At 57.5% G+C, this 24,441-nt stretch carries 18 protein-coding genes; 9 read left to right on the top strand and 9 right to left on the bottom strand.

Annotated features, from left to right (window positions below; genetic code table 11):
• Positions 1-794 precede the first annotated feature (794 nt).
• Entirely contained in the window at positions 795-1,460 is a 666-nt protein-coding gene (locus tag DDE77_RS18220) for a hypothetical protein (protein ID WP_157959944.1), read from the top strand.
• Between the two features lie 287 nt (positions 1,461-1,747).
• Here the strand turns inward: DDE77_RS18220 and DDE77_RS18215 are convergent, their stop codons facing one another.
• Positions 1,748-2,947, bottom strand: a complete 1,200-nt coding sequence (locus DDE77_RS18215) for a helix-turn-helix transcriptional regulator (protein WP_157959943.1) — start codon at positions 2,945-2,947, stop codon at positions 1,748-1,750.
• 695 nt (positions 2,948-3,642) lie between these two features.
• On the opposite strand from DDE77_RS18215, the gene DDE77_RS18210 reads away from it, so the two are divergent.
• The 6 genes from DDE77_RS18210 to DDE77_RS20300 all read left to right on the top strand — a co-directional run bounded on the left by DDE77_RS18210 (position 3,643) and on the right by DDE77_RS20300 (position 12,116).
• Entirely contained in the window at positions 3,643-4,992 is a 1,350-nt protein-coding gene (locus tag DDE77_RS18210; protein WP_108398908.1) for an MFS transporter, read from the top strand.
• A 397-nt stretch (positions 4,993-5,389) separates the two neighbouring features.
• Complete coding sequence (locus tag DDE77_RS18205) at positions 5,390-6,592, top strand: tyrosine-type recombinase/integrase (protein WP_108398907.1); 1,203 nt, start codon at positions 5,390-5,392, stop codon at positions 6,590-6,592.
• Positions 6,576-7,280: a hypothetical protein gene (locus DDE77_RS18200; protein ID WP_108398906.1), complete on the top strand. Its 705-nt coding sequence runs from the start codon at positions 6,576-6,578 to the stop codon at positions 7,278-7,280. Before DDE77_RS18205 ends, DDE77_RS18200 begins: the two co-directional genes overlap by 17 nt.
• Positions 7,281-7,714: 434 nt before the next feature.
• Positions 7,715-7,939, top strand: coding sequence for a hypothetical protein (locus DDE77_RS18195; RefSeq protein WP_108398905.1), 225 nt, complete (start codon positions 7,715-7,717; stop codon positions 7,937-7,939).
• Entirely contained in the window at positions 7,939-10,815 is a 2,877-nt protein-coding gene (locus DDE77_RS18190; protein ID WP_108398904.1) for a virulence-associated E family protein, read from the top strand. Before DDE77_RS18195 ends, DDE77_RS18190 begins: the two co-directional genes overlap by 1 nt.
• Before the next feature lie 989 nt (positions 10,816-11,804).
• Positions 11,805-12,116 (top strand): ScoMcrA-related endonuclease, encoded by a 312-nt coding sequence (locus DDE77_RS20300; protein ID WP_483863850.1) that lies wholly within the window; start codon positions 11,805-11,807, stop codon positions 12,114-12,116.
• Here the strand turns inward: DDE77_RS20300 and DDE77_RS18185 are convergent.
• On the bottom strand, positions 12,067-13,503 hold the full coding sequence (locus DDE77_RS18185; protein WP_210204433.1) for an SNIPE associated domain-containing protein: 1,437 nt from the start codon (positions 13,501-13,503) through the stop codon (positions 12,067-12,069). The two genes, DDE77_RS20300 and DDE77_RS18185, sit on opposite strands and share 50 nt — an antisense overlap.
• Before the next feature lie 188 nt (positions 13,504-13,691).
• On the opposite strand from DDE77_RS18185, the gene DDE77_RS18180 reads away from it, so the two are divergent.
• Entirely contained in the window at positions 13,692-14,411 is a 720-nt protein-coding gene (locus DDE77_RS18180) for a hypothetical protein (protein ID WP_157959942.1), read from the top strand.
• 169 nt (positions 14,412-14,580) lie between these two features.
• Here the strand turns inward: DDE77_RS18180 and DDE77_RS18175 are convergent, their stop codons facing one another.
• Complete coding sequence (locus DDE77_RS18175) at positions 14,581-15,078, bottom strand: thermonuclease family protein (RefSeq protein ID WP_157959941.1); 498 nt, start codon at positions 15,076-15,078, stop codon at positions 14,581-14,583.
• 602 nt (positions 15,079-15,680) lie between these two features.
• Here DDE77_RS18175 and DDE77_RS18170 point away from each other — a divergent pair.
• Positions 15,681-16,571 (top strand): DUF4236 domain-containing protein, encoded by an 891-nt coding sequence (locus DDE77_RS18170; protein WP_108398901.1) that lies wholly within the window; start codon positions 15,681-15,683, stop codon positions 16,569-16,571.
• A gap of 484 nt (positions 16,572-17,055) precedes the next feature.
• On the opposite strand, the gene DDE77_RS18165 is transcribed toward DDE77_RS18170, so the two are convergent.
• From DDE77_RS18165 to DDE77_RS18140, 6 genes are all read right to left on the bottom strand, one after another.
• Positions 17,056-18,045 (bottom strand): ABC transporter permease, encoded by a 990-nt coding sequence (locus DDE77_RS18165; protein WP_108398900.1) that lies wholly within the window; start codon positions 18,043-18,045, stop codon positions 17,056-17,058.
• A complete protein-coding gene (locus DDE77_RS18160) occupies positions 18,042-19,541 on the bottom strand; it encodes a sugar ABC transporter ATP-binding protein (protein ID WP_108398899.1) in 1,500 nt (499 codons plus the stop codon). Before DDE77_RS18160 ends, DDE77_RS18165 begins: the two co-directional genes overlap by 4 nt.
• Positions 19,538-20,662: an ABC transporter permease gene (locus tag DDE77_RS18155; protein ID WP_108398898.1), complete on the bottom strand. Its 1,125-nt coding sequence runs from the start codon at positions 20,660-20,662 to the stop codon at positions 19,538-19,540. Before DDE77_RS18155 ends, DDE77_RS18160 begins: the two co-directional genes overlap by 4 nt.
• A gap of 60 nt (positions 20,663-20,722) precedes the next feature.
• Complete coding sequence (locus tag DDE77_RS18150; protein ID WP_210204432.1) at positions 20,723-21,721, bottom strand: sugar ABC transporter substrate-binding protein; 999 nt, start codon at positions 21,719-21,721, stop codon at positions 20,723-20,725.
• A gap of 71 nt (positions 21,722-21,792) precedes the next feature.
• Entirely contained in the window at positions 21,793-22,818 is a 1,026-nt protein-coding gene (locus DDE77_RS18145) for a Gfo/Idh/MocA family protein (RefSeq protein ID WP_108398897.1), read from the bottom strand.
• A complete protein-coding gene (locus DDE77_RS18140; protein ID WP_108398896.1) occupies positions 22,815-24,440 on the bottom strand; it encodes a D-apionate lactonase family protein in 1,626 nt (541 codons plus the stop codon). The genes DDE77_RS18145 and DDE77_RS18140 overlap by 4 nt, the downstream gene beginning before the upstream one ends.
• Position 24,441 lies beyond the last annotated feature (1 nt).

Raw genomic sequence — 24,441 nt, 5'->3', positions numbered from 1 at the left:
GGATGGATCGAGGACTACTGTGAGGTTCACCCGCACTCCGGGCTCAAGTTCCGCTCACCACGAGAGTTCCTGCGCCTCAGTGCTTAAACCCAATCGCCGCCTGTCCGGTGAAACGGGGCGCACTCCACGGGCCTGATTGCGCACTGTTCCGGCAAGCCACCGCGCAGTATCAGGTGATTGGAAGTTCGTGCGACCAGCAAAGACTGCAGCCAACGCGGTTTCTGACACAAGATCTTCGGTCAAACTGGCGTCCTCGCTCTTGGGACGGGCTACCGCAGTGAGCTGAGATTAGAGCTCACATCCATCATTCCAATAGAGGTCCAACTAACACGAAGCGGAAGTAAGCTTAACAACGGCGGCCGCTGTTGAGCGCTTGGTATCTCGATCTGAACGGCAAATTTGGTGCCGGAAGCGGACAGTCCGCTTCCGGCGCCTGCAAGCAGATAGCAGTGGTAAAAAACATCAGCACCACGAGTTTGGTTGTGGTCTCATTACTCCAGACCAATGTCTGCGGCCACACCAACCAAGGCAGCTCGGCGCAACATGCACTGATATCATCTTACGATAGTCAACAGAGCGGGCTGGCGAGCGATAGTGTCGGTCATCCACAAAATGGATGATGACCGGCGTGGTAACAAGGAGCAAACAACGCCCTAGTCATTGCTGGACGGCTCCTGAGTCAGAGGGCACAACAAGCGCCACAAATACCTAAGATGGTGTTGCCCTATCCAACGGAACCTCGGCTGTTGCCGAGCATGCGCAAAGGTCCAGCGCCGCCTCAAGGGAGTCGCAATATGGACCACAGGAAGCATCGGCCGCTATGGAAACGTTGGCGGATTGAGCCGGGTGCACTCTATAACTTGGGCAATGTCATCGGCTTTGGAGTAGGTCTGGGTGTCGCGCTCCACACGCCTCGGCTCACCGGAGATAGGGAGGCTGGACCGTGGGAACGTTGTATCGAGTTCATGATAGGCAGCCCAGCAGCTTTTGCCGTTACCCTTGCAACATTGGTTTTCTTTTGGAGTGGACTTGTCTACTCCAAAGCGTGGACGAATGGTGCCCCACCGGACCCTTCGCTTAACATGCAGGGCGATTTGCTTTCTGGCATTGGAGCCATATGCCTTGCTGTTGGCCTCTTTATGGTAGGCGAGCCTTTCCTTGCCGCAACAGCAGGCTGCCTTCACGCACTGGGTAAGCTTGGAAGTGCCATTGGCAGCAGCGGATTGTTAGCTCGGCCAGGTCATGGATCCGACTTCTATGTCATCTCCAAAGATATTGTACTGGCAAGCCGAATTCCTGCTCTTTTGTCGTCCGTCATCGGCTTCAAAGGCGACATTCTCTCCGTCAGCTTTGTGGTGTGTACACTGATCTGGGCTGGAGCGGACTGGAAATTGCTGACTCCGACGAGTTTCTGGAAGAAGCTTTGGCATCCGGCACGCCACTCAAAATGGCCTCTCTAAGGTCCACTTTCCGTCCGGAGTTCATGTCGATGTCCTTCCAAGCCTCCACAATGCAGAGGTCGAGATTGTCGGGGGAGAACTATAAAGTGCACCCTTGTGACAAGGCTTGTTGGCCTTGGTACCACATCGGGAATTGGCTTTCACAAGCTTTCCCTGCTCGCTCGTCATACCGAGAGCACAGTTCTTATCCGATCCAAGAACCTGCTAGGCACGATGAGTTTGGTAGGACAGCAAAAGCTATCACGAGCCTCAATCAAGTAGGAACCAAAGAAACGGCCAAATGCAATTCAGTTGAGCGCTGCAGGCGGAGACTCTTGTGCGCTTAGGAGTGCAGGGGCCAAATCTTTCGCGCAAAGTAGCAGATCGGCCTGTCGGTTGGTCCCCGTCTTCGCCAACAGACTTCGAATGTGGGTGCGCACGGTGACAACGCTGATGCCATGGAGGGAGGCTACATCTTGCGCTGTTTGCCCTCTCAGCAATCCGGTTAGAACACGAAGCTCACCTGCTGTGATGCCGTATAAATCGACGAACGCCTTTCCGGGTACAACGAGCTGTGCTCCCGGCCTTTGAATAAAGAGAATGAAAGCAGGGTCAGACTCGTCGTTGAGAGCAGCCATACGTGTGGAAGTGTCCACGGGTAATAGATGACCAATCAAACCGTTGGCGCCATCATAGCGACGAAGGGCTATCGATGAACCGCTGAGGGCCGCCCCTCCTTCAGACAACTGTGTCAACATCCGGTTGAGAAGGGTTTCTGTTGATGGATGCGCCGCCGAAAGCTTGCCTGTCCTGCTCCGGCGGATGACTGAGCCATCGTCAACCAGCCGATCTGCCGCCGGATTTGATCTTAGTATCTGTCCATTGGTGTCGAGGAACAACACGCCGGTCGATAGCGCGTTGATTGTTGTCTCAAGTGCAGAGGCCTCTGAACGCACGCCAGACAGCAGGCGACCGATTGTGACCGAGCGAGCAACGTGGGGAAGAAGGAGAGCATGCATCCGCTTTGCATCATCATCAACAACCCTGGGGAAGGAGAGCGAGAATCCACCGTAGCTACTCGCTGATTTCATGATGATCCCAGCGAGGAAATCTTCCACCAGTTGAGGGCGGCACCACTCTCGATAAAAACGGCTCGACTGAAATTCCGCTCGATCGATCATCTCAGACACGCTGATGATACCGCCGACCTCTACGAAGTAAGGTGTAAGCAGAAACGGGCAGATGGACACGAATTTTTCAGCGTAAAGTCGAGCGAACTCCGGTGTAACACCCCATTCAACGGCAAAATCCGCCTGCATTTTAACGGGATCCTGCACCCCGATCTGACCACAATTGGCCCCCGTGGCTGCGACGATGAAGCCCAAAGTTTCAGGCCACCTCGAAGCGTCAAGCGAGCAGTCGTAGATGCGACCGATGATGTCTGCTAAATCCTCGTAAGATGTGATGCGCATGAGAACCTCGTTAGACGAGAGCCAGTCCTGCGGCATAATCATATTCCTGAACTTATCGATTTCTCCTCCACAATTTAGAGGAGGCTTTCCAAAAAAAGCCGAGCAACCCAGCTCTCACGCCTGGGTCATATTCATTCTCTCCGACAAGCCCGCGCAAAGCTTCTTCTTGCGCTTCCCGATCTATATCCAGCGTGCTTTGGGCAGCTTGTATCGGCGGCGCGGATATCAGCGTGATTTCAATCAGTGTTGGGGAGGCCGTCACCTCACAGGAACGGCAAGCGCTGGTCTAGGTGGATCCGCGCTCGCCTAGACGGCCGCCAGCTCTTGGGAGCTACCAATATTTAGCGGAAGGACAGGAATAGGGGCGCGTTCCAGTCTGGTGCTGACGAAGATCTCCGCAGGCACTCAGCCCTATTAGTCTGGTCCCAACACCTGAAATGCCATGCGCCAGATGCATTTTTAGAGAGAGGCGACGGGTTACTGCAGATTGAAAGCCGCTACCGCAGGACTAAGTAACAAATTGAACATTGACACTGCCGCATCCAGGTGGGCAGAGGCGCTCTCTAGGGCATCTGTGAACAAGGTGCTCATTCTAAAAAGTTGCCGAAAGTTACGTCTGCTGTTCGTCGTACCGTATCGGATGCTGACGCAACTCGTCAGTTGGCCGGAGCAATAGTACAATGCACATGGGCCCGCCGGCTTAAGCGCGGCCGCAGAAACGAGGCCAACCGATGAAGCCGTTTCACCACATTCTGGCCAACAACCTTGTGGCCAATGTCACCAATTTCACAGTTTGGTTCGCCATAACGTTCTGGACCTTTATTGAAACTCAGTCGGTGTTCGCGACCGGCATGATCGCGGGCATCTACCTGGTGTTCACAGCGGCCTTTGGCTTCTGGTTTGGGTCGATCGTCGACCACAACGCTAAGAAAACCGCGATGATGGGCTCAAGCGCTGTTTCGGCGCTTTTCTACCTGGCGAGCCTGGTGATCCTTCTGCTGGAGCCGGAGGGCGCCTTTACCGACCCCTATGGTCCCTATCTCTGGAGCTTCGTGCTGCTGGTGATGCTGGGCGTGATTGCTGGCAACATCCGCTCCATCGCTCTGACCACATTGGTGACGATCCTGATTGCAGAAAGCGAACGCGACAAGGCTAACGGCCTGGTCGGTATGGTCTCGGGCATCGGTTTTCTGACGACCTCGGTGATTTCCGGATTTCTCGTGGCCTATGCCGGCATGCTGGGTGTGATCAGCCTGGCCCTTGTCACCACAATGCTGGCGCTGCTTCATCTTGGCTTCGTGCGCATCGAGGAGGGACGCATAGAGCCAAACAGCGAAGGTCACGTCGAACCCAAGCGGGTGGACATCTCGGGCACCATCCGGGTGATTGCTGCCGTACCAGGACTTTTTGCTCTGATCTTTTTTGCCTGCTTCAACAATTTCCTTGGCGGTGTCTTCATGGCCCTGCTTGATGCCTATGGACTGTCGCTGGTGAGCGTCGAGGTTTGGGGGCTCCTATTCGGCGCGCTGTCCACCGCCTTCATCCTGAGCGGTATCATTATTTCTCGCACCGGGCTGGGTCGAAATCCGCTGCGCACGCTGCTGCTGGTGAATCTTATCACCTGGTCAGCATGCTGCCTCTTTACGCTCCAGTCTTCAATTTGGCTTCTGGCAGCAGGCTGTTTCGTTTGGATGCTGCTGGGGCCCTATGCCGAGGCAGCCGAACACACCACGCTGCAAAAGGTGGTACCGCTGGAACGACAGGGGCGTGTGTTCGGCTTCGCTCAGTCGGTGGAGCAATCGGCCTCACCCTTGACCGCCTTCCTGATCGGCCCGCTCACCCAGTTCATCGTGATCCCGTTTATGACGGACGGGGCAGGTGCCCAGTCCATAGGTCGCTGGTTTGGTACCGGTCCTGACAGGGGCATAGCGCTGGTGTTTACCATTGCCGGTATGGTTGGTGTGCTGGTGACGGTGATCGCCTTCAACTCACGCCCGTATCGCGACCTGTCGCGGGCCTATAGCGCGAGCAATATCGACGACGATTCGGATAGTAGCGCGGCAATCACTAGCCCAGCGTGAACGGGTGGAAAGTCACTGCACTGAGGGGCGGCTTTGGGTATTTTTGCCACGGCGAGCTAACAGCTGAAACGGGGCGCAAACCTACCAACAGCGACATAGCTGATCCTGTAAGAAATGAGGTTTGACCCCTGGCGAGGCACCGCATCGCGCAAGTGCACACTCTAATGCACACTGTTGTCAGTGCGTGGCCCCTTTCGCAGCGCGTTCAGGGGTTTAGCAAAAAGAAATGGCGGAGAGAGAGTCCGCAGCACCATTGTACAGCAGCGTCCGGTGGCGTCTAAAAAGTCCATGTTTTGCTGCCATTTGCGTTAACTACCCCTATGGCTTTGTCTATCAACGTCCATCTGTGACCACTAACATCGCTGCTTGCTGATAGGGCAGATGATAGGGCACAAAATTGGCACGTCAGTTGAACAAGCTTAGCGCAGTCGGCGTAGCTGCCCTCACCAAACCAGGACGTCATTCTGACGGTGGAGGCTTGTATCTCTCTATATCTGCCAATGGGGGGAAGCGCTGGGTGTTCTTGTTTCGGTGGAACGGGAAGCCGACAGAAATGGGACTGGGATCAGCACAGATAGTGCCCCTCAAACAAGCTCGAGAGTTTGCTCAATCTGCTCGCACGTTACTCGCCGCAGGACAGAATCCGCTTGAAGCTAAGAAGGCTGCTGCACCCAAGCTGCAAACGTTTGGCGAATGCGCGAAGGACTACGTAGATCTGAACAAGTCACAGTGGCGCAATGCGAAACACATCGCCCAATGGACTTCAACGCTTGAGACTTACTGCTCCAAGATCTGGAACACGCCAGTTGCAGACGTGAGCACCGAGCATGTACTCGCCGTCCTGAGGCCAATCTGGACGACCAAGCCAGAGACAGCCTCGCGGCTAAGGGGCCGTATCGAGCGAGTGCTATCATCCGCAAAGGTGCGCGGTCTTCGATCTGGTGAAAACCCCGCTCTGTGGCGCGGTCACCTCTCTGATGTGCTCCCGGCGCGAAAGAAGCTCAGCCGAGGGCACCACAAAGCGCTGCCCTATGCCGAGCTCCCAACCTTTATGGTTCAGTTGCGCGAGCGGCCTGCTGTTGCTGCGCGCGCATTAGAGTTCGCCATTCTTACCGCTGCACGGTCCGGTGAGGTGCTCAATGCCGAGTGGAAAGAAATGGATCTAAAGACAGCCGTATGGACCATACCACCTCAGCGGATGAAGGCGGGCAAGCAACACCGTGTACCGCTGTCCCCTAGAGCTGTGGATCTCCTCGAGACAATGAAGGACGAAGAGCCCGGGACTTACGTGTTTCCAGGCCAGAAAGAAGGTAAACCGCTATCTGCAATGTCACTTGCTATGATGCTACGGCGCATGGAAGTCGATGTAACAGTGCATGGCTTTCGCAGCTCGTTTCGTGACTGGGCAGCTGAGCAGACGTCGTACCCCAATGAGGTGGCGGAAATGGCATTGGCTCACACTATCAAGAATGCGGCCGAAGCGGCATACCGTCGGGGAGACCTTCTGGAGAAGCGACGCGAGTTGATGAACGACTGGGCGAGGTTTTGTGAACTGCCCGGGTCTGAAACGTTTGGAGCGAAATATGCCGAAGCAACATGAGCAAGGCGAGACCGCGCCTATCAACCGCAATTCCAAAGAGGACTACGAACTTGGCATTCTGTTGAGCTTGCTGGAAGAGCCATTCTGGTCAGCACGCAGAGCTTCGCTGGTGATGGCAGGCCTTGATCCCGAGCGCTTCGACATGGCTCAAGGTCACCAACGTTTTAGAAGTTTGCTCCCAGGCTCACTAGCAAAGTTTACTGATCAGTATCCCGTCGATTGGGATTTGGTTCGTCTTCAATTGACCGCTGATTTAGAGATAGCGGCGGAACTTTTCACAGGAACGGCTCGGCCACCTCTCAAGTGGGCGGAGGTCGCCCATAGTTTCGCATACAAGCCAGCTTGGCTGCCCTTTGTTGATAGTTCCGCGTTTAGGCAACTAGTTGCAACACTTGAAGAAGGCGGCGAGGCGTCCATCCAAAGTAAGGGCGGCATCTCTACCCGTAACTCTACACCCCAATACAAAGCCAAGCAAAAGATCGTTGCTGCCTGGGATGCCAATCCGCCGGCAGACCAGCGTCAACTGAAGGCGTTTCGCATCGACATGCTTGATCAATTCGGCAACAGCGATGGTGCGCAGGATTCATCCATCAGAGCATGGGTTCGGGCACTTTGGAAGCACCGGGACACACCGAGCTTGTTGAAATGGGCTGAGGACATCCGTTGCACAAACGACGCCATAACTTAGCTGTTTTGCGAGACAACACGCAGGTTCAAGAGCTCCGCACGAAATTGAACGCGCAGAATGCGGGCGCTTTCATTCCAGCAATGCGAGTCCGCTAGCAGGCTTCTAGCGCAAGTTGGGACAGCAAATTCCGCATTGGGCAAAGTTGGTCCGAATTCGTCCGGAGCGCCTTATGTCTCAATCAACCAAGAATAACCAAGCTGCCCCAATTGCTAGCAACGCGCCCTGGTGCAGTGTTGTCCCCCGAGGCCCCATGCTACGCCCAGCGCAGGCTGCAAATTATTATGGCGTCTCTCTGAGTACCTATTACGAGCTCATCAAAGATGGCGTGGTTCCTCCCTTTTTGAAGCTGTCCAATCGCGCTCGTGCCAGCGGGGTACCTCAAGGTTGGCTAGACGCCGCAATCGCTGCTCGCCAGTCACAAGGCGGACCATCTGATGACCTTTCCTGACCGCACGGACCCGTGCTGGCAAGACCAGCAGTGGCGCACCGAAACCCTCATCAAGCTCATGTCCGACTACAGGTTGCGTGCAGCAGACGTTGCTCTCATCACGGACACTAGCCCGGCTACGGTCGCCTGCTGGCGCAAGTCCGTAGACCGCCCGATCACTGTCGCTCAGTTGAAGGCTTTCATCTTCGAGCTTGAGCGGAGCCCTGTCTGATGGGGAAGAACGACAACCGAATCGTCCTCTTCGCCCAAGGTGATGGCCGAAACCTCGCCAAGGCGGTCAATAAAACCGCGTCATGGGCTGAGCTTTGCAAGCTGTTGTCCACACCCACGGTCACCGCTGAAAAGCACAAAGCCTATATGGCTATGAACCGTGACCAGCAGCTCCATCGCAAGTCGGTCAATGGCTGGATTTCCGGGGCTCAGTGCGAGGGCGGCTACCGCAATCTGCGCAATGTCAAGTCGCGCAATCTGATCACCCTCGACTGCGACTACCCGTGGGACACCTTCTGGCCGGATATCGAGAGCGGAATCCACTGGCTCTGCACCTACGAGTTCATGGCGATCTCGACCCGATCCTCAACCCCGGCAGCCCCGCGCTACCGCGTCGTCCTACCTACAACTCGGTCGGTCACACCGGACGAATACGGCCCCTTGGTCCGCATCATCTCCCTGCGAATCGACTATGAAAACGAGCCGATGGAACAGGTGGACGTGGTATCGTCGCGCAAGGCGCAGATGATGTTCCTGCCCACCGTGTCCAAGGATCAGGAGTTCCAGTGCCACCGCAATGAGGGCAAGCTGATCGACCCTGACGAGCAGTTCGCTTGGTTCGAAGAGCACCACGGCGACTACCACAACCTCGATATGCTGCCGCTCTATAAGGGCGAAGAAAAGCTCCGGGCCAAGGCCGACAAAGCTGAAGACCCGACCATGAAGCTGGGTATGATCGGCGACTGGTGCCGAGCCTGGCCGATTGAAGACCTGATCGCCGAGTTCCTGTCCGATATCTACGTAGACCCGACTGAGAACAGCGGGAAGACCCGTTACACCTACACAGGCGGTACAGCGTCCAACGGCGCGGTGATCGAGGATGACGGTCGCTTCCTCTACTCGTGGCACGGGTCCGACCCGGTTGGCGAGCAACTGGTCAACGCTTGGGACCTACTGCGAATCCACAAGTTCGGCCATCTGGACGACAAGGCCAAGGAAGACACGTCCGTCATGGACCTGCCCTCTTCCAAGGCCATGGGCGAGTTCGTCAGGACCGACAAGCGGTATCAGGCCGAGCGGACCAAGAGCCGCTACGACCTCGGCGCGATGTTCGATGACAGCGAGGTTGGCGACGAAGAGTTCGAGGGCGACGAAGCCAAGGAAGACCTTCACACGGATAGCCCCGAGTACACGGAAGAAGACGCCCCCGAACCTGACCCCACCGTAGACGGTGAGTGGGGCTTCAGCGATGCCGATTTGAGGCCGGGAGACGACACTCCCGAGGAGCCCATCGAGCCGAAGAAGGCCAAGGCTGGGAAAGTCAAAAACCCCAACGCCGAGACATGGTTTGCCGAGGAGCTTCAGGTCAACAAGAATGGCGACATCGAAAGCAATGTCCACAACGTCGCGGCCATCCTCTACAATGACCCCCGCTTCTACGGAAAGATCCGCTGGGATGAGTTTACCCGTTGCGTTCGTTTCTTCGATGACATCAAGACGCGCACCGACATCGTGCCGCCCCTCTATTGCCGGGATAAGACCTACGGAGACCGCTGGGAGCAGACAGGTCACATGATCGTCCGTGCCATTCTCGCCACGCCCAACGGCCCTGGCAAGGTCGGCTACGGGCTTGGCAAGGTGACGCAGCAGGACGTGGCCGATGGCGTAGCGATGACCGCCCTGCGCAACAGCTATCACCCCTTGAAGGACTTCCTTGAGGCCGTCGAGTGGGATGGCGTCCAGCGTGCCGAACGCCTCTTCATCGACTACCTCGGTCTGGACGACACCCCCTATGCCCGCGAGACGGCCAAGCTGGTCTTGGTGGCCTCAGTGGCCCGCGTCTACGAGCCCGGCATGAAGTTCGACTACGCCCCGGTCCTGCAAGGCGAGCAAGGCATCCGCAAGTCCACCTTCATCCGCACCCTCTACACCAGCCGGTGGTTCGGCGAGGTCACGTCCAATCTGGGTGACGCCAAGGCCGTAGCCGAGATCATCGCGGGCAAGTGGGGCAACGAGCTGCCGGAAATGGCTTCGCAAGGCAAGACGGCTGTCGCGGAGACCAAGGCGTTCCTTTCGCGCGTCGAGGATACCGTCCGCTTCTCCTACGATCGTGTGGTCACCGTGATCCGCCGTCAGGCCATCTTCTGGGGAACGACCAATGAGGACGTGTACCTCAAGGATCGCACTGGCAACCGTCGTTTCTGGGTTCTCAACGTGGCCGTCCGCTCCATCGACACCACGGCCCTTCAGGACGCCTTGCCGCAGCTCTGGGCCGAGGCTCTGGCGCTCTACAACGCAATGCGGGCCATGTACCCCCGCGACCAGCACGAAGACCTGCCCTTGATGCTCACAACAACGGCCGAGATCGAGGCCAAGCGCCTTCAGGAAGGGGCACGCGAGCAGCAGGCCGACGAAGAGTGGACCCGCTATCTGGCCGATGCCTTCGATCACCCGATCACGCTTACTGAGTTCGCCTATGGCTACGGCAAGGAAGCCTCCAGCTTCGTGGAAAAAGGCGAAAAGATCGACGGCCAGTATGTCCAGCGCACCGTCTTCTGCGCCGCTGACGCCGCTGCGGCCCTCGGCGTTGATTGGCCCCCTACTTCCAACCCCGGAATCATGAAAGTGCTCGACAAGGCGATCAAGGCCATGCCCGGCTGGGTGCCGGACGTGCGCGGCAAGGACAACCGCTACAAGCGTTGGGGCGGAGTCAACACAGGTTGGTACGCCCGCGAGAACGCCAGCCGTGAAGACGTTCAACGGGGCTTCGCGTTCACGGAAGCTCCAGAACATACCGAGGCCGAGTTCGCCAACGACTACGGATTTACGGACGAAGACCTCGGCCCGAGTGACGACGACATCGACAACCTAGTGTAACGAACTAAACATGCCTACTTTCATGATTGCCCGCGATGGCCAAAACTTAGAGGACACCGCCATCTGGATCAACGTCGATTATGTGGTGGAAGTCACCCACGCAATGATATGAGGCCGTTTTGACCGATGGTTCCCGCTATCTGGTGTCCGACGCCGAACTGGAAACGTCGGGGCCACACCGATGCTCTACCCGGATGGGCTAGACAGCGACTAAGCGGTTTTCATACCGTGGCGATAACCTAGACCCTCGGATAATCTGCGGCGGTTTATTCTTGCATAAGGGTCCACCGCTCCCCCTTTTGCTGTTCCCCTCTGTAGACGCTTGGATTGTCTGGGTTTTCTGCCCCTTTTCGTACCGAACGGAGCAGGAGGAGCGCTAGGAAACTTATGGAGGCTGCGCGTTACGTGTTTAAACCCTCTCGCCTACGCATAACGTTTTAGGGCGAATTATAGATTTAGATACTCTCAAGTAGATGTTTACTGCTCCCTATGCTCCTTTAGGCGGGAAAGTTTACATTTTAGAGGGGTTTGAGGAAGGGAGCACCAAAAGGGAGCACCAGTTTTCCAGTGCTCCATGTGCTTCTTTCACCATTCACCCTCATGTCCCAAAATCCCGCGAAAATTGGAGGCCGATATCCCTTCTGTTGGGGACGATTGCGTGCCCCACTCGAATGGTAAACAGCCCCCCTAAGATACCTTTATCGCCTATGTGACCCCCTCAGTGACCCCCACGCTGGATGCAATTTTACCAGAAAGGTCAACGACCCTGACCCAAATTTCGTCTGGTCGCGGGGCTCCGCGCACCCCCCGGAAAGCACTACCCCGGGGAAGGACCCTGAGCGACATCTATGCGCCTGTATAACTCTCTGGCACATCTATCCCCTGCTCCAACAGAATTGCCTGACCACACGCAGTAAAGCACGTAACCGACCTGCCGGTTGACAAGCTCCATACTTGCCGTAACTGTCACGGTATTCGGGCCCTTATCTATGTCGCTTGGTCTACTGACCAGCCGTGATGCCGTTCAAGCCGCATTGGAGGAATTCGACCAAGTGGGTCGAGATCGGTTCCTGCAGAGATATTGGTTCAGTGCGAGCTCCACCCTGCTACGAGCGCCTAGGACCATCAGAGCCTTGGCAGCTACGCCAGGTGCTAAAGCTGCAGTAAACAGAGCCCCGGCTGGGCAATACGCCGGGCCTCGCGTCAAGAACTGGATGTGCAACTGGACAGCCCTCGACCTAGAAAAGAGGGCTAGAGCGCCGAGGGAAAATGAGCTTCCACTTGCTGAGTCTGCGCGGTGAGCTGAGCATTCCTTAGTGCCAGCGTTTCGCGATATTCCTGAGCCTCGATATCGCTAAAGAAGGTAGCAGCAGGCGCAAGCCGGCGCACCGCTGCTTCTACTTGGTCGATCGAAACGCGGAAGAACTCTTTGCGGAAGTTGGTGGCGTTTACCCGCTCATTCGCAAACTCCTGATGCAGTGCTCTTTCGAGTGCAGGAGCGTCGTCGCTGTAAATGATGGCATGCGTGTCGAACAGGAAAGGCACACTTGCATCTCCAAGCTCCCGCACTCGGTCGGCAGGATCAAGCCGCCGGGTGAGCCCGATCTTAACGAAGTCGGGTCCGAAAGATCCGATATTGGAGATGATGTAAACGTATCCAGATTTTGTCATCTCCGCCATTGCGCGAGCGCGCTCTGCCTTTGCGTGAGCTTCGGCTAGGTCCTGTTCAAGCAGAGCAATCTTCTGAGTATATGCATCAAGTGTCGATCCTGCGGCGCTCGCTGCCTCAGCTTGAGCTTTGTCCAGCAGTCGTTGATATTTGGCTTCTTCTTGCTCAGCCTGCTCCATTTCGCGCAGAAGCTTCTGCTCTTCGCGGGCAGCCCGGCTAGCCTCCAGGCGCTCTTCCTTCTCCTCTTTGATCTTTTCACGATACTCGTGCGTCAGACGAAGCTCCTCTAGCTTCAGTTGAAAATACTGATCTGTTATTTCAACAGCGTTAGACGCGTTGTGTTTATCGATCTGGTTTCTGGCGTTTTCGATCCGCTTTTCCATAGCGTTAGCGTTGTTCCAACGGGTATTGGATATGGCGGCATCGCATTCGCTGTTGAAGGCCCGCAGCGTAAGTCGTATTGCGCGATCCGACATTGTCTTGCCCTTAGAAACACTCCCGTCGACCGTCCATGCTGTGCGACAGATCACGGCCGTTTTGGCCGTGACCAGTGACTTTTGCCGATCGCGAACAGCCTCTATGGCAGCTTTGAACTCGTCACTAGAATCGTAATCAAAATGAGGCTCATAAACACCCATTTCGGCGAACGCTAACCGGTCGTCAAAGATCGCAACCTGCTTTGCCAATCGATCGTAGATGGCTTTCTTCTCACCGTACAAACGACGGATCTCTTCAAGTTTCTCGGCTACAGCACTGGCTTCCGTGTTGAGGGAAGATAATCGTTGTTGCGCCATTGCTTCGCGCTCATGAGCCGATGTCTCAGCCGCACCGACAATGCAGGCCGCCTCAGCATCCGCATCTATGATCCCGGAAAACCTGGTCTCTAGTGCCGTCCTTTTCGCAACTTCGGCGGCCAAAGCTCCTGACCAGGATCGGTGCTCACGCCACATCGCAAGCCCCATTACTATCACGGCGATAAACGGCAATGCGAACAGCGCAATTACTACGGGATCTGACATGCCACGCTCCACTAACTGGAGTACTGTACGAAACAGCAAACGAACTTGAAACCCAGGCAGCTGCCGCTACGCAGACTTGCTCGATCATCACTTCCGGACACCTTCAGAACAGGCGTGCCATCGCTTTGTCTGCTGGTTCTTTCTCTGCAATGATGCTTCAATCGATCCAGCGCTCCGGGGGCATGTTCATGAAGAGACTGGTAGTTAGCCTAGCTGTAGCCACGGCCCTAGCGGCCTGCAAAGCTGAAATGGTTGAAGTTCGTCTTTCTGCTGAAGACATTAACAGTGCCTTGGCAGGCGAAGTCGTCGCTGTGCCTTTCGCCGCAAGCTTTGACATGCTGGGGGAGTTGGATGCGGAACAGCGCGCTCAAATGGATCAGCTGCAGGCAATTGCCGAGCGCTACTTGTCGGTGGACGACTTCCAGATGACTAGAGGTGAATACGGATCTGCGGAGTTGGAGCTTGAGGGCGAGTTACCCCTAATCGCTTCGGCTAACCGTGCAGACTCCGAAGAAAGTGCCTTCGCCATCTTCGTCGATTCAGTTGAAGGCGAACCGCTGCTATCCGCATTTCCGTACTCCGTTCGCCTAGGTACCACCGACTCATTTGCCTTGATGGAGAGCGACATGCAGGACGTGAACTTCATGCTGGCAGCTGATGAAGTTCAACCTGTTCAGTTCCGCATCAGAGCCGATGCAGGAGCTGATCTTCAGATTCTCGCCGGAGGCTTTCAACTCTCCGCTGAGAGCTTCGGCGTGAAAACCATCACTGTCGAAGAGGGAGATTCCGCCACAATCACGTTCAAAGGCGGAGCATATGACGCAGTTACTGGATCGTTTCTACTCTCCCTGGGCTCAGATCCAACTTTCGCCTCAGAGCAATCCAGTATGGCCAGGAAGATTAAATAGCACGTCTAGTGAATGCGTTCATTGTCGTTGCAATTTGTTGCGACGCACAAGTCCTTTCAGTGATCGCTGCAACGACCGGCCTAGCGCAAGACTAAGTGATGATCAGTTCCGGTTTGTGGGCGCTCTTAAGTAGCGGGATGCATCGATCTAGCGTGCGTCTTGCCTTCTCTCAGCACCAGAACTCTTCCCCGTCTGGCCAACGTCGGGCGAGACCTTCTTCGATCAGTACATCGCCGACATCCTGACCATTGATACGAATGGTTGCGAGCCGTCGTTTGCTGCTGGTGCTATCCAAACCGAACCGCTCGATCGTCCACGGATTGTTGTTCAGCAGTTCCAGCAACCGAGCACTGGCCTGCTTAGCAAGAGCGACTTCTGCCTCACCGCCACAGATGGCAGATTGTGGCTCGGGCGTGTCGAAGTCTTTGAGGCGGATGTTCTCCCCGTTGAGCCACAAGGTATCGCCATCAACGACGCAGGTTTTGTCCGCGCTGTTCCGTCGATTGCCGCACATGGTCAAGCGGACACCCGAGCCAGGCTGTTGGGCTACAGCCCGCGGCACGTCAGGCTGCGGAGCCTGGCCCCATGCAACCCAGCCCAACGATGCCACGGCGGTAAAGGCCAGGGCAGCACAGAGCATGGTGAGATAGTCAGGCCTCTTTTTCACAAGTCTTAGTCTTCGCATCCGACGCCATCATTGTCGGCATCGAGACGGTGCGGGTCAGGCCCGTTGATTTGTATCGGGCCTGCCATATCTGAGCAATCTAGGTCTCGGATGACACCAAGACCCGATCTCTTTGATCCTGCGCCTATGATGGAAGTTGTTCTTTGCGTATAGGGGACCTCAAGCGGAGCATTGGCCTGAAATAGGTAGGTACCCCAATAAAAGGACTTAGGTTTGGGCATTGGCGACGGATCGTGCCAGTTGCCCAAGACAGCCATCGATCCGCGGTACTCTACTGTTGGTAGATCATAAGCCGCGGCGGGCACAGCAAGCAGCGGCAGCATCGACAGTGCTCTTAGGTGCATTTAAGCTCACCCAAAATTCAGCTATAGAGCAACATCGCGCGCAGCAGTGCAAGAAATTGCCCGTGACGAAGTAAAGCGGTTGTTACTTTCCAGGAGCGTGTCAGGGTCGCGCTGCGCCAGAGCGCACTTTACCATTTACTAGAGCCTGCCGATCGGCCGAGGCGACCGCTTCGCACGGGTTACCTGACTAGACTCTTGCGATGTAGTCTGCTCTTCTTCCCGTCGGCTTGAGGGCTCGCAATGGGATTTCGCTTTCGACGGTCTTTCAAGATCGCGCCTGGGGTCCGACTAAATCTAAACTCGAAAAGCACCAGCGTTCGGATTGGCCCGAAAGGTTTCGGCTACACTATTAGTTCGAACGGCAAAAAGCGCGTCACAGCGTCGATCCCCGGAACTGGTATCTCGTATTCGGAGGTGGCGTCCTCCGCGGCACGAGCGCGGCCCACCGGAGGAAATCATAGGCGGCGCAGCATCTGGCCCGTAATCCTTGTTTTCCTGGCGGTCATTGCTGTCATCGGAATATCCAACAGCGACTCTGGAGGCAGTCCGAGAACTAGCATCAGCCCGCCCGCCACGCGCGCTCCTATCGTCGACTCTCCACCCCAGATAACGCCATCTATCGTTGCCGAACCGTCTCTGGCTCCCGCACCGAAAATTCAGCTACCCGCTGCATATACTCCCCCGGAGCTCCGCTATGTTGCCGCATCAGCTCTGAACATCCGAACGGCGCCCAACACCAGTGGGAACGTGATCGGGACGCTCCCTAATGGCCACCAAGTTTCGGTACTTCGGCGAGAGAACGGATGGCTCTTAGTCCAATCCGCACCAGGGACGGAAGGCTGGATTAGCGAGCGGTATACCTCGTCAACGCGAACAGAGCTCACTTCCTCACAGCCAGCCCAAGCGCTCTTTTCTGCTCCCGCTCCAGAGATTGATCGTGATGCAATCGTTCAGAAAATTATTGAGCGCAGCATCCAAAACTATTCGGGGAGCTGTCCCTGCCCCTACAACACAATGCGAAACGGACGAAGGTGCGGCGGCAACAGCGCCTATTCCAAACCCGGAGGCCGCTCGCCGATCTGTTTCTCGGCTGACGTCACTGAAGCAATGATCGCAGCATTCCGCGACTAAGGTGGCTCAATGCAATTGCGCCATCGCAGAAGCGCGGCGATGTAGACATTCGGACTATGTTACCGGCCTTTGTAAAGCTGCCGACTGACTCCGGTGACGGCTAGAATGCGCCCCAATTCGGTTGTTGTTCGATCCAACGCCAACTTCCAAATGCAGTCATTGCGTTGCTCATGCGCTGCAACCATCTCAGCAGACTAGCTGTACGCCTCTTCGGGTAAAGGTCGTCAATGACAATATCAAGAGAAGCGCCAATCAGCAGAGCAGGGAAAGAATGCGCTCGACAGTAGAAGGGGGGAATGAGCGAACGGAGGCCGTTTATCCTTCCTGCAGCTTGCATGCGCAGCTATTGTAATCTCTTTGTCAAACTCAAGTACGGGTCTTGCCAAGCGAGCGCTACCCTTGGGCTTGACAAAGAAGTCCCGCACCAAGAGCCGCTATATGATCGGCATTCTCAGGTTGGATTATCGGTCTCAGTATCGGTCGATCAACTTCGGGTCAGGGGCCGGATTGTTCTCTTCAACTTGTTGGTAAGGCGCCGGGTCCGTACGGCATCCGCAAAAACCGCCAGGAAGATAATCATACCCAGAACGACAGGCTGGAGGTAAAGATTGACCCCAGTGAAGACGAGACCCAGCTTGGCGGCTTGAATGAGGATCGCTCCGAGAACTGCGCCGAAGGCGGTGCCCACTCCGCCAAAAAAGCTGGCTCCCCCGAGGATAGCGGCAGCGATGACGTCGAACTCCCGACCTTCGCCGAAGCCAGCGTCGAGGCGTCCGATCTGGGCGATCATGACGAAGCCGGATATGGCCGCACAGGCTCCAGATATCACATAGACCGCAGCTTCAATACGGGCAGTTTTGAGACCCGCCTTACGCGCAGCCTCGCGATCATTACCTAGCGCATAGATCTGCCGGCCAAACTGGGTATGGTTGAGCAGCACGTAAATGAGTACGGCGACCAAGGCGAAGATCACAATCGGCGTGGGAATGCCAAAGAGTGAAGACAGGCCGAAGCGGCGCATATCCTCGGAAAAATCAAACTGGGTCGAACTGGTCAGCCAGATCCCAAAGCCGCGGAATAGGAACATTGTGGCGAGCGTGACGATAAAGGGAACGACGCGTAGCTTGACGATGAATAGGGCATTGATTGCGCCCAAGAGGGCTCCCGTGAGAACAGACACAAGAAATCCAGCCGGCACCGGAATGCCCAGGTGCTTCATGGCCATGCCGGCAACCAGTGGTGCAAGGAACATGACTGCACCGACAGAGAGGTCAATGCCTGCCGTCATCAGCACCAGCGTCGTGCCAAGGGCAGCAACGCCGATAAAGGAAGACTGCTTGACAATGTTGCCAAGGCTTTCAACAGAGAGAAAAGCAGGCGCCTGAAGACCGTAGTAAATCAGGATACAGGCCAGGAACACCAGGCTGGAATGGTTGAGCACCAGATCGGTGAGGCGGCGCAAACGAAGTTTCATGCAATCACCTCTCGAAATGCCATGGCCAGAATTCTTTCGCGGTCGAACTGCTCGCGTGCGATCTCGCCGGTGACTTCGCCACGGTTCATAACCACGATGCGATCGGCCATGCCGAGTAGTTCGTCAAGTTCGGACGAGATCATCAGAACGCCTCCGCCTTCGGCCGCGATCTTGTCGACCAGGCTATAGATTTCGAACTTTGCCCCTACATCGACACCGCGGGTCGGCTCATCGAGAATGAACAGTCGTGGGTTTCCGATCTGCCATTTGCCGATGACAACCTTCTGCTGGTTGCCGCCGGAGAGCGCCTTGGCGGGCTGTTCCTGGATATTGGCAGCTTTAATGCTGAGTTCAGTCCGGCTTTGCTCGGTGCGCTCGACCATGCTCCAGCGGTCAAGGATGCCGAGCCGACCGGCCCCGAAGCCATCAAGCTGCACCAGCGTCAAGTTTTCGGCGATGGAGGCGTCCATCATCAGGCCTTCGGCCCGGCGCTCCTCGGTGACAAAGGCCATGCCGGCCTCGATACGGGCGCGCGGGCCCTGCTCTGGCGACTTGCCTTCGATGCTGATCCGGCCGCTCTGGAAGGGGTCGAGCCCAAAGAGAATGCGGGCCAATTCCGTACGGCCCGAACCCATAAGACCGAAGAGCCCGACGATCTCGCCCTTGTGGATGGTCAGCGACACATCTTCGACCACGCCCGGCTGGGTGAGGTTTTGCGCCACAAGGATAGGATCAGGCTGCGGCTTATTGCTTCTTGCTGGGAAAAGCCCGCCCATGTCGCGGCCGATCATTGAGCGGATCATCAGGGGAATGGTGAACTGGTCGGCGGGGCCCTGCTCTACGAGCTTGCCGTCGCGCAGCACGATGACTCGATCGGCGAGCCGCTGCACGTCGGACAGAATGTGGGAAATATAGATGATGGTCCGCCCTTCGGCCTTGAGACCATCGATGGTAGCAAACAACCGCTCGGTTTCCCGCGGAGTCAGGGAAGTGGTGGGCTCGTCAAAGATTAACAGGCTCGCCTCATTGTGGAGAGCGCGGGCGATCTCGACCAGCTGGCGTTCGCCGGGGGAAAGCCGACCGACCTGGATCATGGGATCGAAATCGAGATCGAGGCGCGCGAGGATTTCGCGCGTACGCTGGGTAATCGCTTTCCAGTCGATCAGCCCCATGCGCCGGGGAAAGCCATCGATATAGAGGTTTTCCGCGACGGAGAGATTGGTGAAGAGGTTGAGCTCCTGGTGGATGAAGCCGATGCCCGCCTTGATGGCGTCGGCGGCGTCGCGCGGCTGGTACGGCTGGCCGCGCCAGAACATTTCTCCACCGCTTGGCAGGACTGTGCCGCCAAGCATGCCCATGAGGGTCGACTTGCCCGCGCCGTTTTGGCCGATGATGCCGGTGACCGTGCCTTGCGCGATGGAAAAGGAGAGGTTGGAATTGGCAGGGACGCCGAACCAGGCTTTGGAGAGGTTCTTGACCGCAAGGAGCTCGTTCATTGTAGGCGCTCCCGCTTGAGCCAGGTCCTGAACACATCGAGCAATGCTGCACCGAGGATGATACCGCCCTTGACCATGTCGATCTGAAAGGCGGAGAGGTTCATCGCCGAAAGCGCACTCGACATGAGGACATAAAAGAGTACGCCGAAAAAGGTCCAGATGATCTTGGCCTTGCCCCCGAAAAGGCTCGTGCCGCCGATCACCGATGCGGCGATGACGTCGAGAAGGAAGGTGCCGCCGCCGAGGGTTGGGCGCCCCGCTTCCAGACGGGCCGAATAGAGCAGGCCCCCTATCATGGCGCAGACGGCCGACAGGACGAAGACGGCGATGACGATGCGGCGGACCGGAATGCCCGAGATCACGGCGGCCTTGCGGTTCATGCCGATGGCAAGCACGCGCGCCCCGAAGACTGTTCGATTGAGGATGATATGGGCGAGGAAAGCCATGATCAGGGCGATGACCATTGGAAAGGTCACGAAAGAATAGACTTGGCGCCGGGCTAGCTGGCTTTCTTCCTTGGCGCCGAAATAGACCGAGACGAGGTCGCCACGGCCAAGGCGGGTAAAATCGTCCGGCAGGTTGGCAATGTTGCCCGATTGGGTGAGCCAAAGTGCGAAGGCCGAAAGGGTCATCATGGTCACCAACGTCACCATGAAAGGCGGTAGATCGAAGAGGGCGACCGAAGCGCCATTGAAGAGGCCGATTAGCACCGCGGCCAGCAGCATCATCACCAGCGCCAACAGAACCCCGCCGGTGACACCCGCCAGCGGACCGCCCTGTTCGGTTAGGATCAGACCCCAGAGCGGGGTGCGCATGAAGGTCACAGGATCAACGGCGAGGGTGATAAGCATAGCGCCGATCACTGCCGTCACGGCCATAACCGCGCCCTGGCTGAGATCGATGCCGCCGATCGCTAGAACGAAGGTCTGCCCGATGGCTACGATCAGAAGCGGCCACATGTTGGACATGATATTCACAGCATTGGCCGGCGCGATCAGTACGGGCAGAAAGGGCGCCAAAACGATGATGAAGGCAATGCACAGATAGAAGATGAAATAGTCTGAAAGAAACACGTCCGCAGCGCGCGCTGCGAGGCTTCTTTTCGTGCGTATCGCGGTCATGGTCGTCCTCTGGCCCAGAATGGGCCCGGCGCACGGCCGGACCCTCCGACGTTCATGTGCTTAGTTGTTTAGGAAGCCTTCGGACAGCAGGACACAGCCCCACATGTCCATCTCGCGCTCACCAATATTGGCGGAGGTGAGGGTGAAACCGGGGTCGAAAATGATCTCGTTGGGGTCCGTTTCGCCCGCTTCTACAGCCTGAACGATCGCATTCACCGATGCTTCAGCCTCGAAATAGAGGTCCTGCACGCCGGTAGCGTCCACAAAACCATCCTTGATCAGCTGGCAGGCAGTCGCGTCACCATCGAGGCCGGCCAAGGGGATGTGGCCTTCTTCGCCGATCTTCTTCCACATGCCGCGCGGCTCGAGCACCGAGCGGATGGTAGGGAAGAGGAAGTCGGACGAGGTGAACATCACATCGATCTGCGGATTGGCGGTGACCGCTGCTTCAAGGTTTGCGAGAGCGGTGGCGGCATCCCATTCGGAGGCCACTTCGATGACGTTGAAGCGGTCCGGATACTTGGCGACGGCGGCTTCGAAACCCTGCTTGCGGGCAATGGCATTGCTGTCGCCAAGGTCACCGACGATCACGACAGCATTGAGCTTGGCATCGTCGGCCGCCCCCTCGAGCGCCTGCTGGAGGACGAAATCGGTGGCGTCCTCTGCGATGCCGGCATTGTCGGCGACCACAATGACGCCTTGGCCGGTGTCGGCTGGCGGGCGATTGAAGACGACGATCGGGACATCCGAATTCTGCGATTCTCGGATGATGGTGTTGGCGCTTTCCCCGTCCTGCGGGATCATGATCACGCCGTCGACGCCCTGGGCAATACAGTCCTTGATCTGCTCGAGCTGCTTGTTGACGTCCTCATTGGCGTTGCGCTCCAAAACGTTATGGCCCATCTCGGTCAACGTGGTGGTGATGGCCTTGTGGCCGGCGACCCAGAATTCGGTCTCCAGGTCCTGGAAGGAAAAGCAGATATTGGCGGCCTGAGCCGTGGTTGCTCCGGCGGCGGTGGTCAGCAGCAGGGTAGCTGCTAGTGTCGCGATCTTCATCATGGTTCCTCCTGGGGTCATGTGCTTCCTCCGGGGCGACTCCCTTCGCCCTGCGGTCATTGGTTGTCCCTGCATCACGTGGAATGGCTGAGGGATATGGCGGTGCCTGTGGCTGCCGAGGCGATGGCGGCCCGCGTCAGGGCGAATGTCTTGAGATTGTCTGCGCCGGTGGGCTGCCCCGGTTCCTTACCATTGAGCGCCCGGATGGCGTGGCGCTGGAAGGCGACGACCGATTCCTGGACCAGATGCCATGGCTTTTCGCCCCAGACGGGCACCGGCGGCTCCACGTCGAACTCGCTCACCGTGCCACCGGCATGCACGCGCAGGCGGAACCCTTCGAGCAGTTCGATGGAGCCGAGATTGCCTTCGATGACAAGCAAGGATTGGGGAAAACGCTCAGGCTGGTAGTGGCTGAGGAAACTGCATTCGAGACTGCTGATGCCGCCGCCGGCATGCTGGAGCTGGGCGAGGAAGGCATCGGGCGCCGCGACGCGCCGGTTGAGCTTCTGAGTTTGGCAATAAACCTGTTCGACGTCGCCCATCAGCGCGCGCGCCATGTCGAAGACGTGGGGACCGATATCCATCAGCGCCAGATCCTCCGTCTGCGCGAGATAGGGCTGGCCGTCGTATATATCGAAGGCGTGCCGGAAGCTGAGACGCAGGAAATGCGGCTTTCCGATCATGCCGGATCGGACGTGATCGATCACGGCCCTGATCGGCGCCTGCCAACGGAAGTTTTCGTGCACCAGCAGCGGCACGCCGGCCGTGGCGCAGGCGGCGACCATTGCTTCTGCGTCCTCGAGCGTTTCGGCCAGCGGCTTCTGGCAGATAGCGCCCCGGGAATGCCGGGCTGCCAGCTCAACCAATGGGCGATGCGAGGGCGAGGTCGTGGCGATGTCGGTGAAATCGGGCTCGATCTCGGCCAGCATGGTTGCGGCGTCGGAAAAAGGCTTCGCGCCATAAGCTTCGGCAAAGGCCTTGGCCTTGACAGGATCGCGATCGCATACTGCAATGATTTGGGCGCCGTCCAGCTCGGCCCAGGCCTGCATGTGATTATGCGCGAAGAACCCGCATCCGATTAGGGCACCTTTTAGGGTCATTGCGGGTGCTCCACTATGCGGAAGCTGGCGGGGGCCAGCCGATCAATCTGGCGCAGGGCGGGCGACAGATTTGCGACAAGCTCGATCTGCCCGACTTGGAGGCGGTAGAGCCCGCTGTCCACCGTCACGGACACCGGCTGGCCAGCATGGGGTGCAAGGGCTGCGATGACCTGCCCGATAGGTCGGCCCTCTGCCCCTAGCTCGCCATCGGGCATGGCCAGCGCCAGACTTTGAACGCCCGCGCGGGCGGCTTCAGCCACAACGCCTATGGCATAGGCGGCAGCGAAATCTTCATTTTGACGCTTGTCCCAACGCGCCATCGGTATGGGTTCGCCGCCCGGATTGCCTTGGACATCGGCGCCATAAGGATTGGAGCGCATTCCGATGGAAAAAAGACCTAGGTGCAAGGGCCTGCCCGGGCGAAGCCCCTGGGCGCTGGCAAAAAGATCAGGAAGCGCTTCAAGCGTCTGCATGACCGAAGCATCGTCTGCGGCATGGACGATGGCGGTATTGCCAAATGTCAGGAATGCAGCACCTTCGCCCGGCGGGCAACGGTTGAACTCGGCGAAATAGGTGAGGCTGCCACCGCCCGCAGGGACACCGGGGAAGGCCCGCCCCAAACGGGGCAAACCATCGTCGGGCTGCGGACCTGGTGGCCAGGGGCCCTCGGGCTGGTGGCTTTTGAGATAGGACGCCGGAAGCGCCGCGACGCGGATGGGGCGAAGGCCGGCTGAGGTGCAGCGCTGGGCAACAGCGTCTATGTCCGAGAGCTTTTCGAAAACGACTTCCAGCGCAACGTCGCGCCGCGCCGCCAGAAGGGCAAGATCCGATTCCTCCGCCGCTGGCGTGATGCGTGCGAGCACCGGGACATCGGTAAAATGATCGAGCGCCCGGGCGGAGCAAAGGTCGGCCTCATAGGCTAGAGTGATCTGCGGCATCGCTGTTTCTGCCGTGATCGCCTTAGCTGTGCCGATGTCAGGATCGGCGAAATCGAGAATGTCGAGCACCACGCTTTGCCGCAATGTTTCGCCCGCGGCGACACGGAACGGCTTGGGTGCGGACAGTGGTCGGCAATAGGTTTTGAATGAGGCATCGGACCAGTTACGCTGGTCCTCCATCTCGAAGACCTCACCACCAAGCGCGATATGGACCGAAACCGGACCCACGCGATGGGTCAGGGCGACGATGTCGCGCGCCGGCTGACCGGGCGATATGGATCGGGGGAACACCGCGTCTTCGTCGGTGCCATTGGAATGGCGGATCGTCACCGGCGAGCCGCGAATGTTCTCGATCGGGTGCAGCAGGCAAAAACCGGCACGATTGATCTCGGCGACGGCCGCAAAGGTCAGCGATAACTGGGCGGTTAAGCGGCGCTCGGACACAAGCTCGATGACGATTTGGCCGTTGAACAAGCCGTGGGCATGCGAAAAGGCGCACCGGTAGTGTGACGTTTCCGCAAGCTCATGGTCGATGCTTGTAGCGTAAGTTCCCCATTGACGGTCGCGCACGGGGGCCGAGAGGCCCCGCAGGATCTCGACCCCGCCAAAGGTCACGCCGCGCGCAACTCCCCTAGCCGCAGCAAGGGCAAGCCTACCCTTGCGGATCAAATGTTCCTGCTGCATG

The sequence above is a fragment of the Devosia submarina genome, assembly GCF_003056345.1.
Classification (GTDB): Bacteria; Pseudomonadota; Alphaproteobacteria; order Rhizobiales; family Devosiaceae; genus Devosia; species Devosia submarina.
Note: the sequence above shows the minus strand (reverse complement) of the source record. Positions and strands in the feature narration are given on the sequence as shown.

What these genes read in the sequence shown, in the direction of transcription:
- DDE77_RS18220 (WP_157959944.1), top strand. Translation starts at nt 795, where the DNA reads ATGGACCACAGGAAGCATCGGCCGCTATGGAAACGTTGGCGGATTGAG.
- DDE77_RS18215 (WP_157959943.1), bottom strand. Translation starts at nt 2,947, where the DNA reads ATGCCGCAGGACTGGCTCTCGTCTAACGAGGTTCTCATGCGCATCACA.
- DDE77_RS18210 (WP_108398908.1), top strand. Translation starts at nt 3,643, where the DNA reads ATGAAGCCGTTTCACCACATTCTGGCCAACAACCTTGTGGCCAATGTC.
- DDE77_RS18200 (WP_108398906.1), top strand. Translation starts at nt 6,576, where the DNA reads ATGCCGAAGCAACATGAGCAAGGCGAGACCGCGCCTATCAACCGCAAT.
- DDE77_RS18195 (WP_108398905.1), top strand. Translation starts at nt 7,715, where the DNA reads ATGACCTTTCCTGACCGCACGGACCCGTGCTGGCAAGACCAGCAGTGG.
- DDE77_RS18190 (WP_108398904.1), top strand. Translation starts at nt 7,939, where the DNA reads ATGGGGAAGAACGACAACCGAATCGTCCTCTTCGCCCAAGGTGATGGC.
- DDE77_RS20300 (WP_483863850.1), top strand. Translation starts at nt 11,805, where the DNA reads ATGTCGCTTGGTCTACTGACCAGCCGTGATGCCGTTCAAGCCGCATTG.
- DDE77_RS18185 (WP_210204433.1), bottom strand. Translation starts at nt 13,503, where the DNA reads ATGTCAGATCCCGTAGTAATTGCGCTGTTCGCATTGCCGTTTATCGCC.
- DDE77_RS18180 (WP_157959942.1), top strand. Translation starts at nt 13,692, where the DNA reads ATGAAGAGACTGGTAGTTAGCCTAGCTGTAGCCACGGCCCTAGCGGCC.
- DDE77_RS18170 (WP_108398901.1), top strand. Translation starts at nt 15,681, where the DNA reads ATGGGATTTCGCTTTCGACGGTCTTTCAAGATCGCGCCTGGGGTCCGA.
- DDE77_RS18165 (WP_108398900.1), bottom strand. Translation starts at nt 18,045, where the DNA reads ATGAAACTTCGTTTGCGCCGCCTCACCGATCTGGTGCTCAACCATTCC.
- DDE77_RS18160 (WP_108398899.1), bottom strand. Translation starts at nt 19,541, where the DNA reads ATGAACGAGCTCCTTGCGGTCAAGAACCTCTCCAAAGCCTGGTTCGGC.
- DDE77_RS18155 (WP_108398898.1), bottom strand. Translation starts at nt 20,662, where the DNA reads ATGACCGCGATACGCACGAAAAGAAGCCTCGCAGCGCGCGCTGCGGAC.
- DDE77_RS18150 (WP_210204432.1), bottom strand. Translation starts at nt 21,721, where the DNA reads ATGATGAAGATCGCGACACTAGCAGCTACCCTGCTGCTGACCACCGCC.
- DDE77_RS18145 (WP_108398897.1), bottom strand. Translation starts at nt 22,818, where the DNA reads ATGACCCTAAAAGGTGCCCTAATCGGATGCGGGTTCTTCGCGCATAAT.
- DDE77_RS18140 (WP_108398896.1), bottom strand. Translation starts at nt 24,440, where the DNA reads ATGCAGCAGGAACATTTGATCCGCAAGGGTAGGCTTGCCCTTGCTGCG.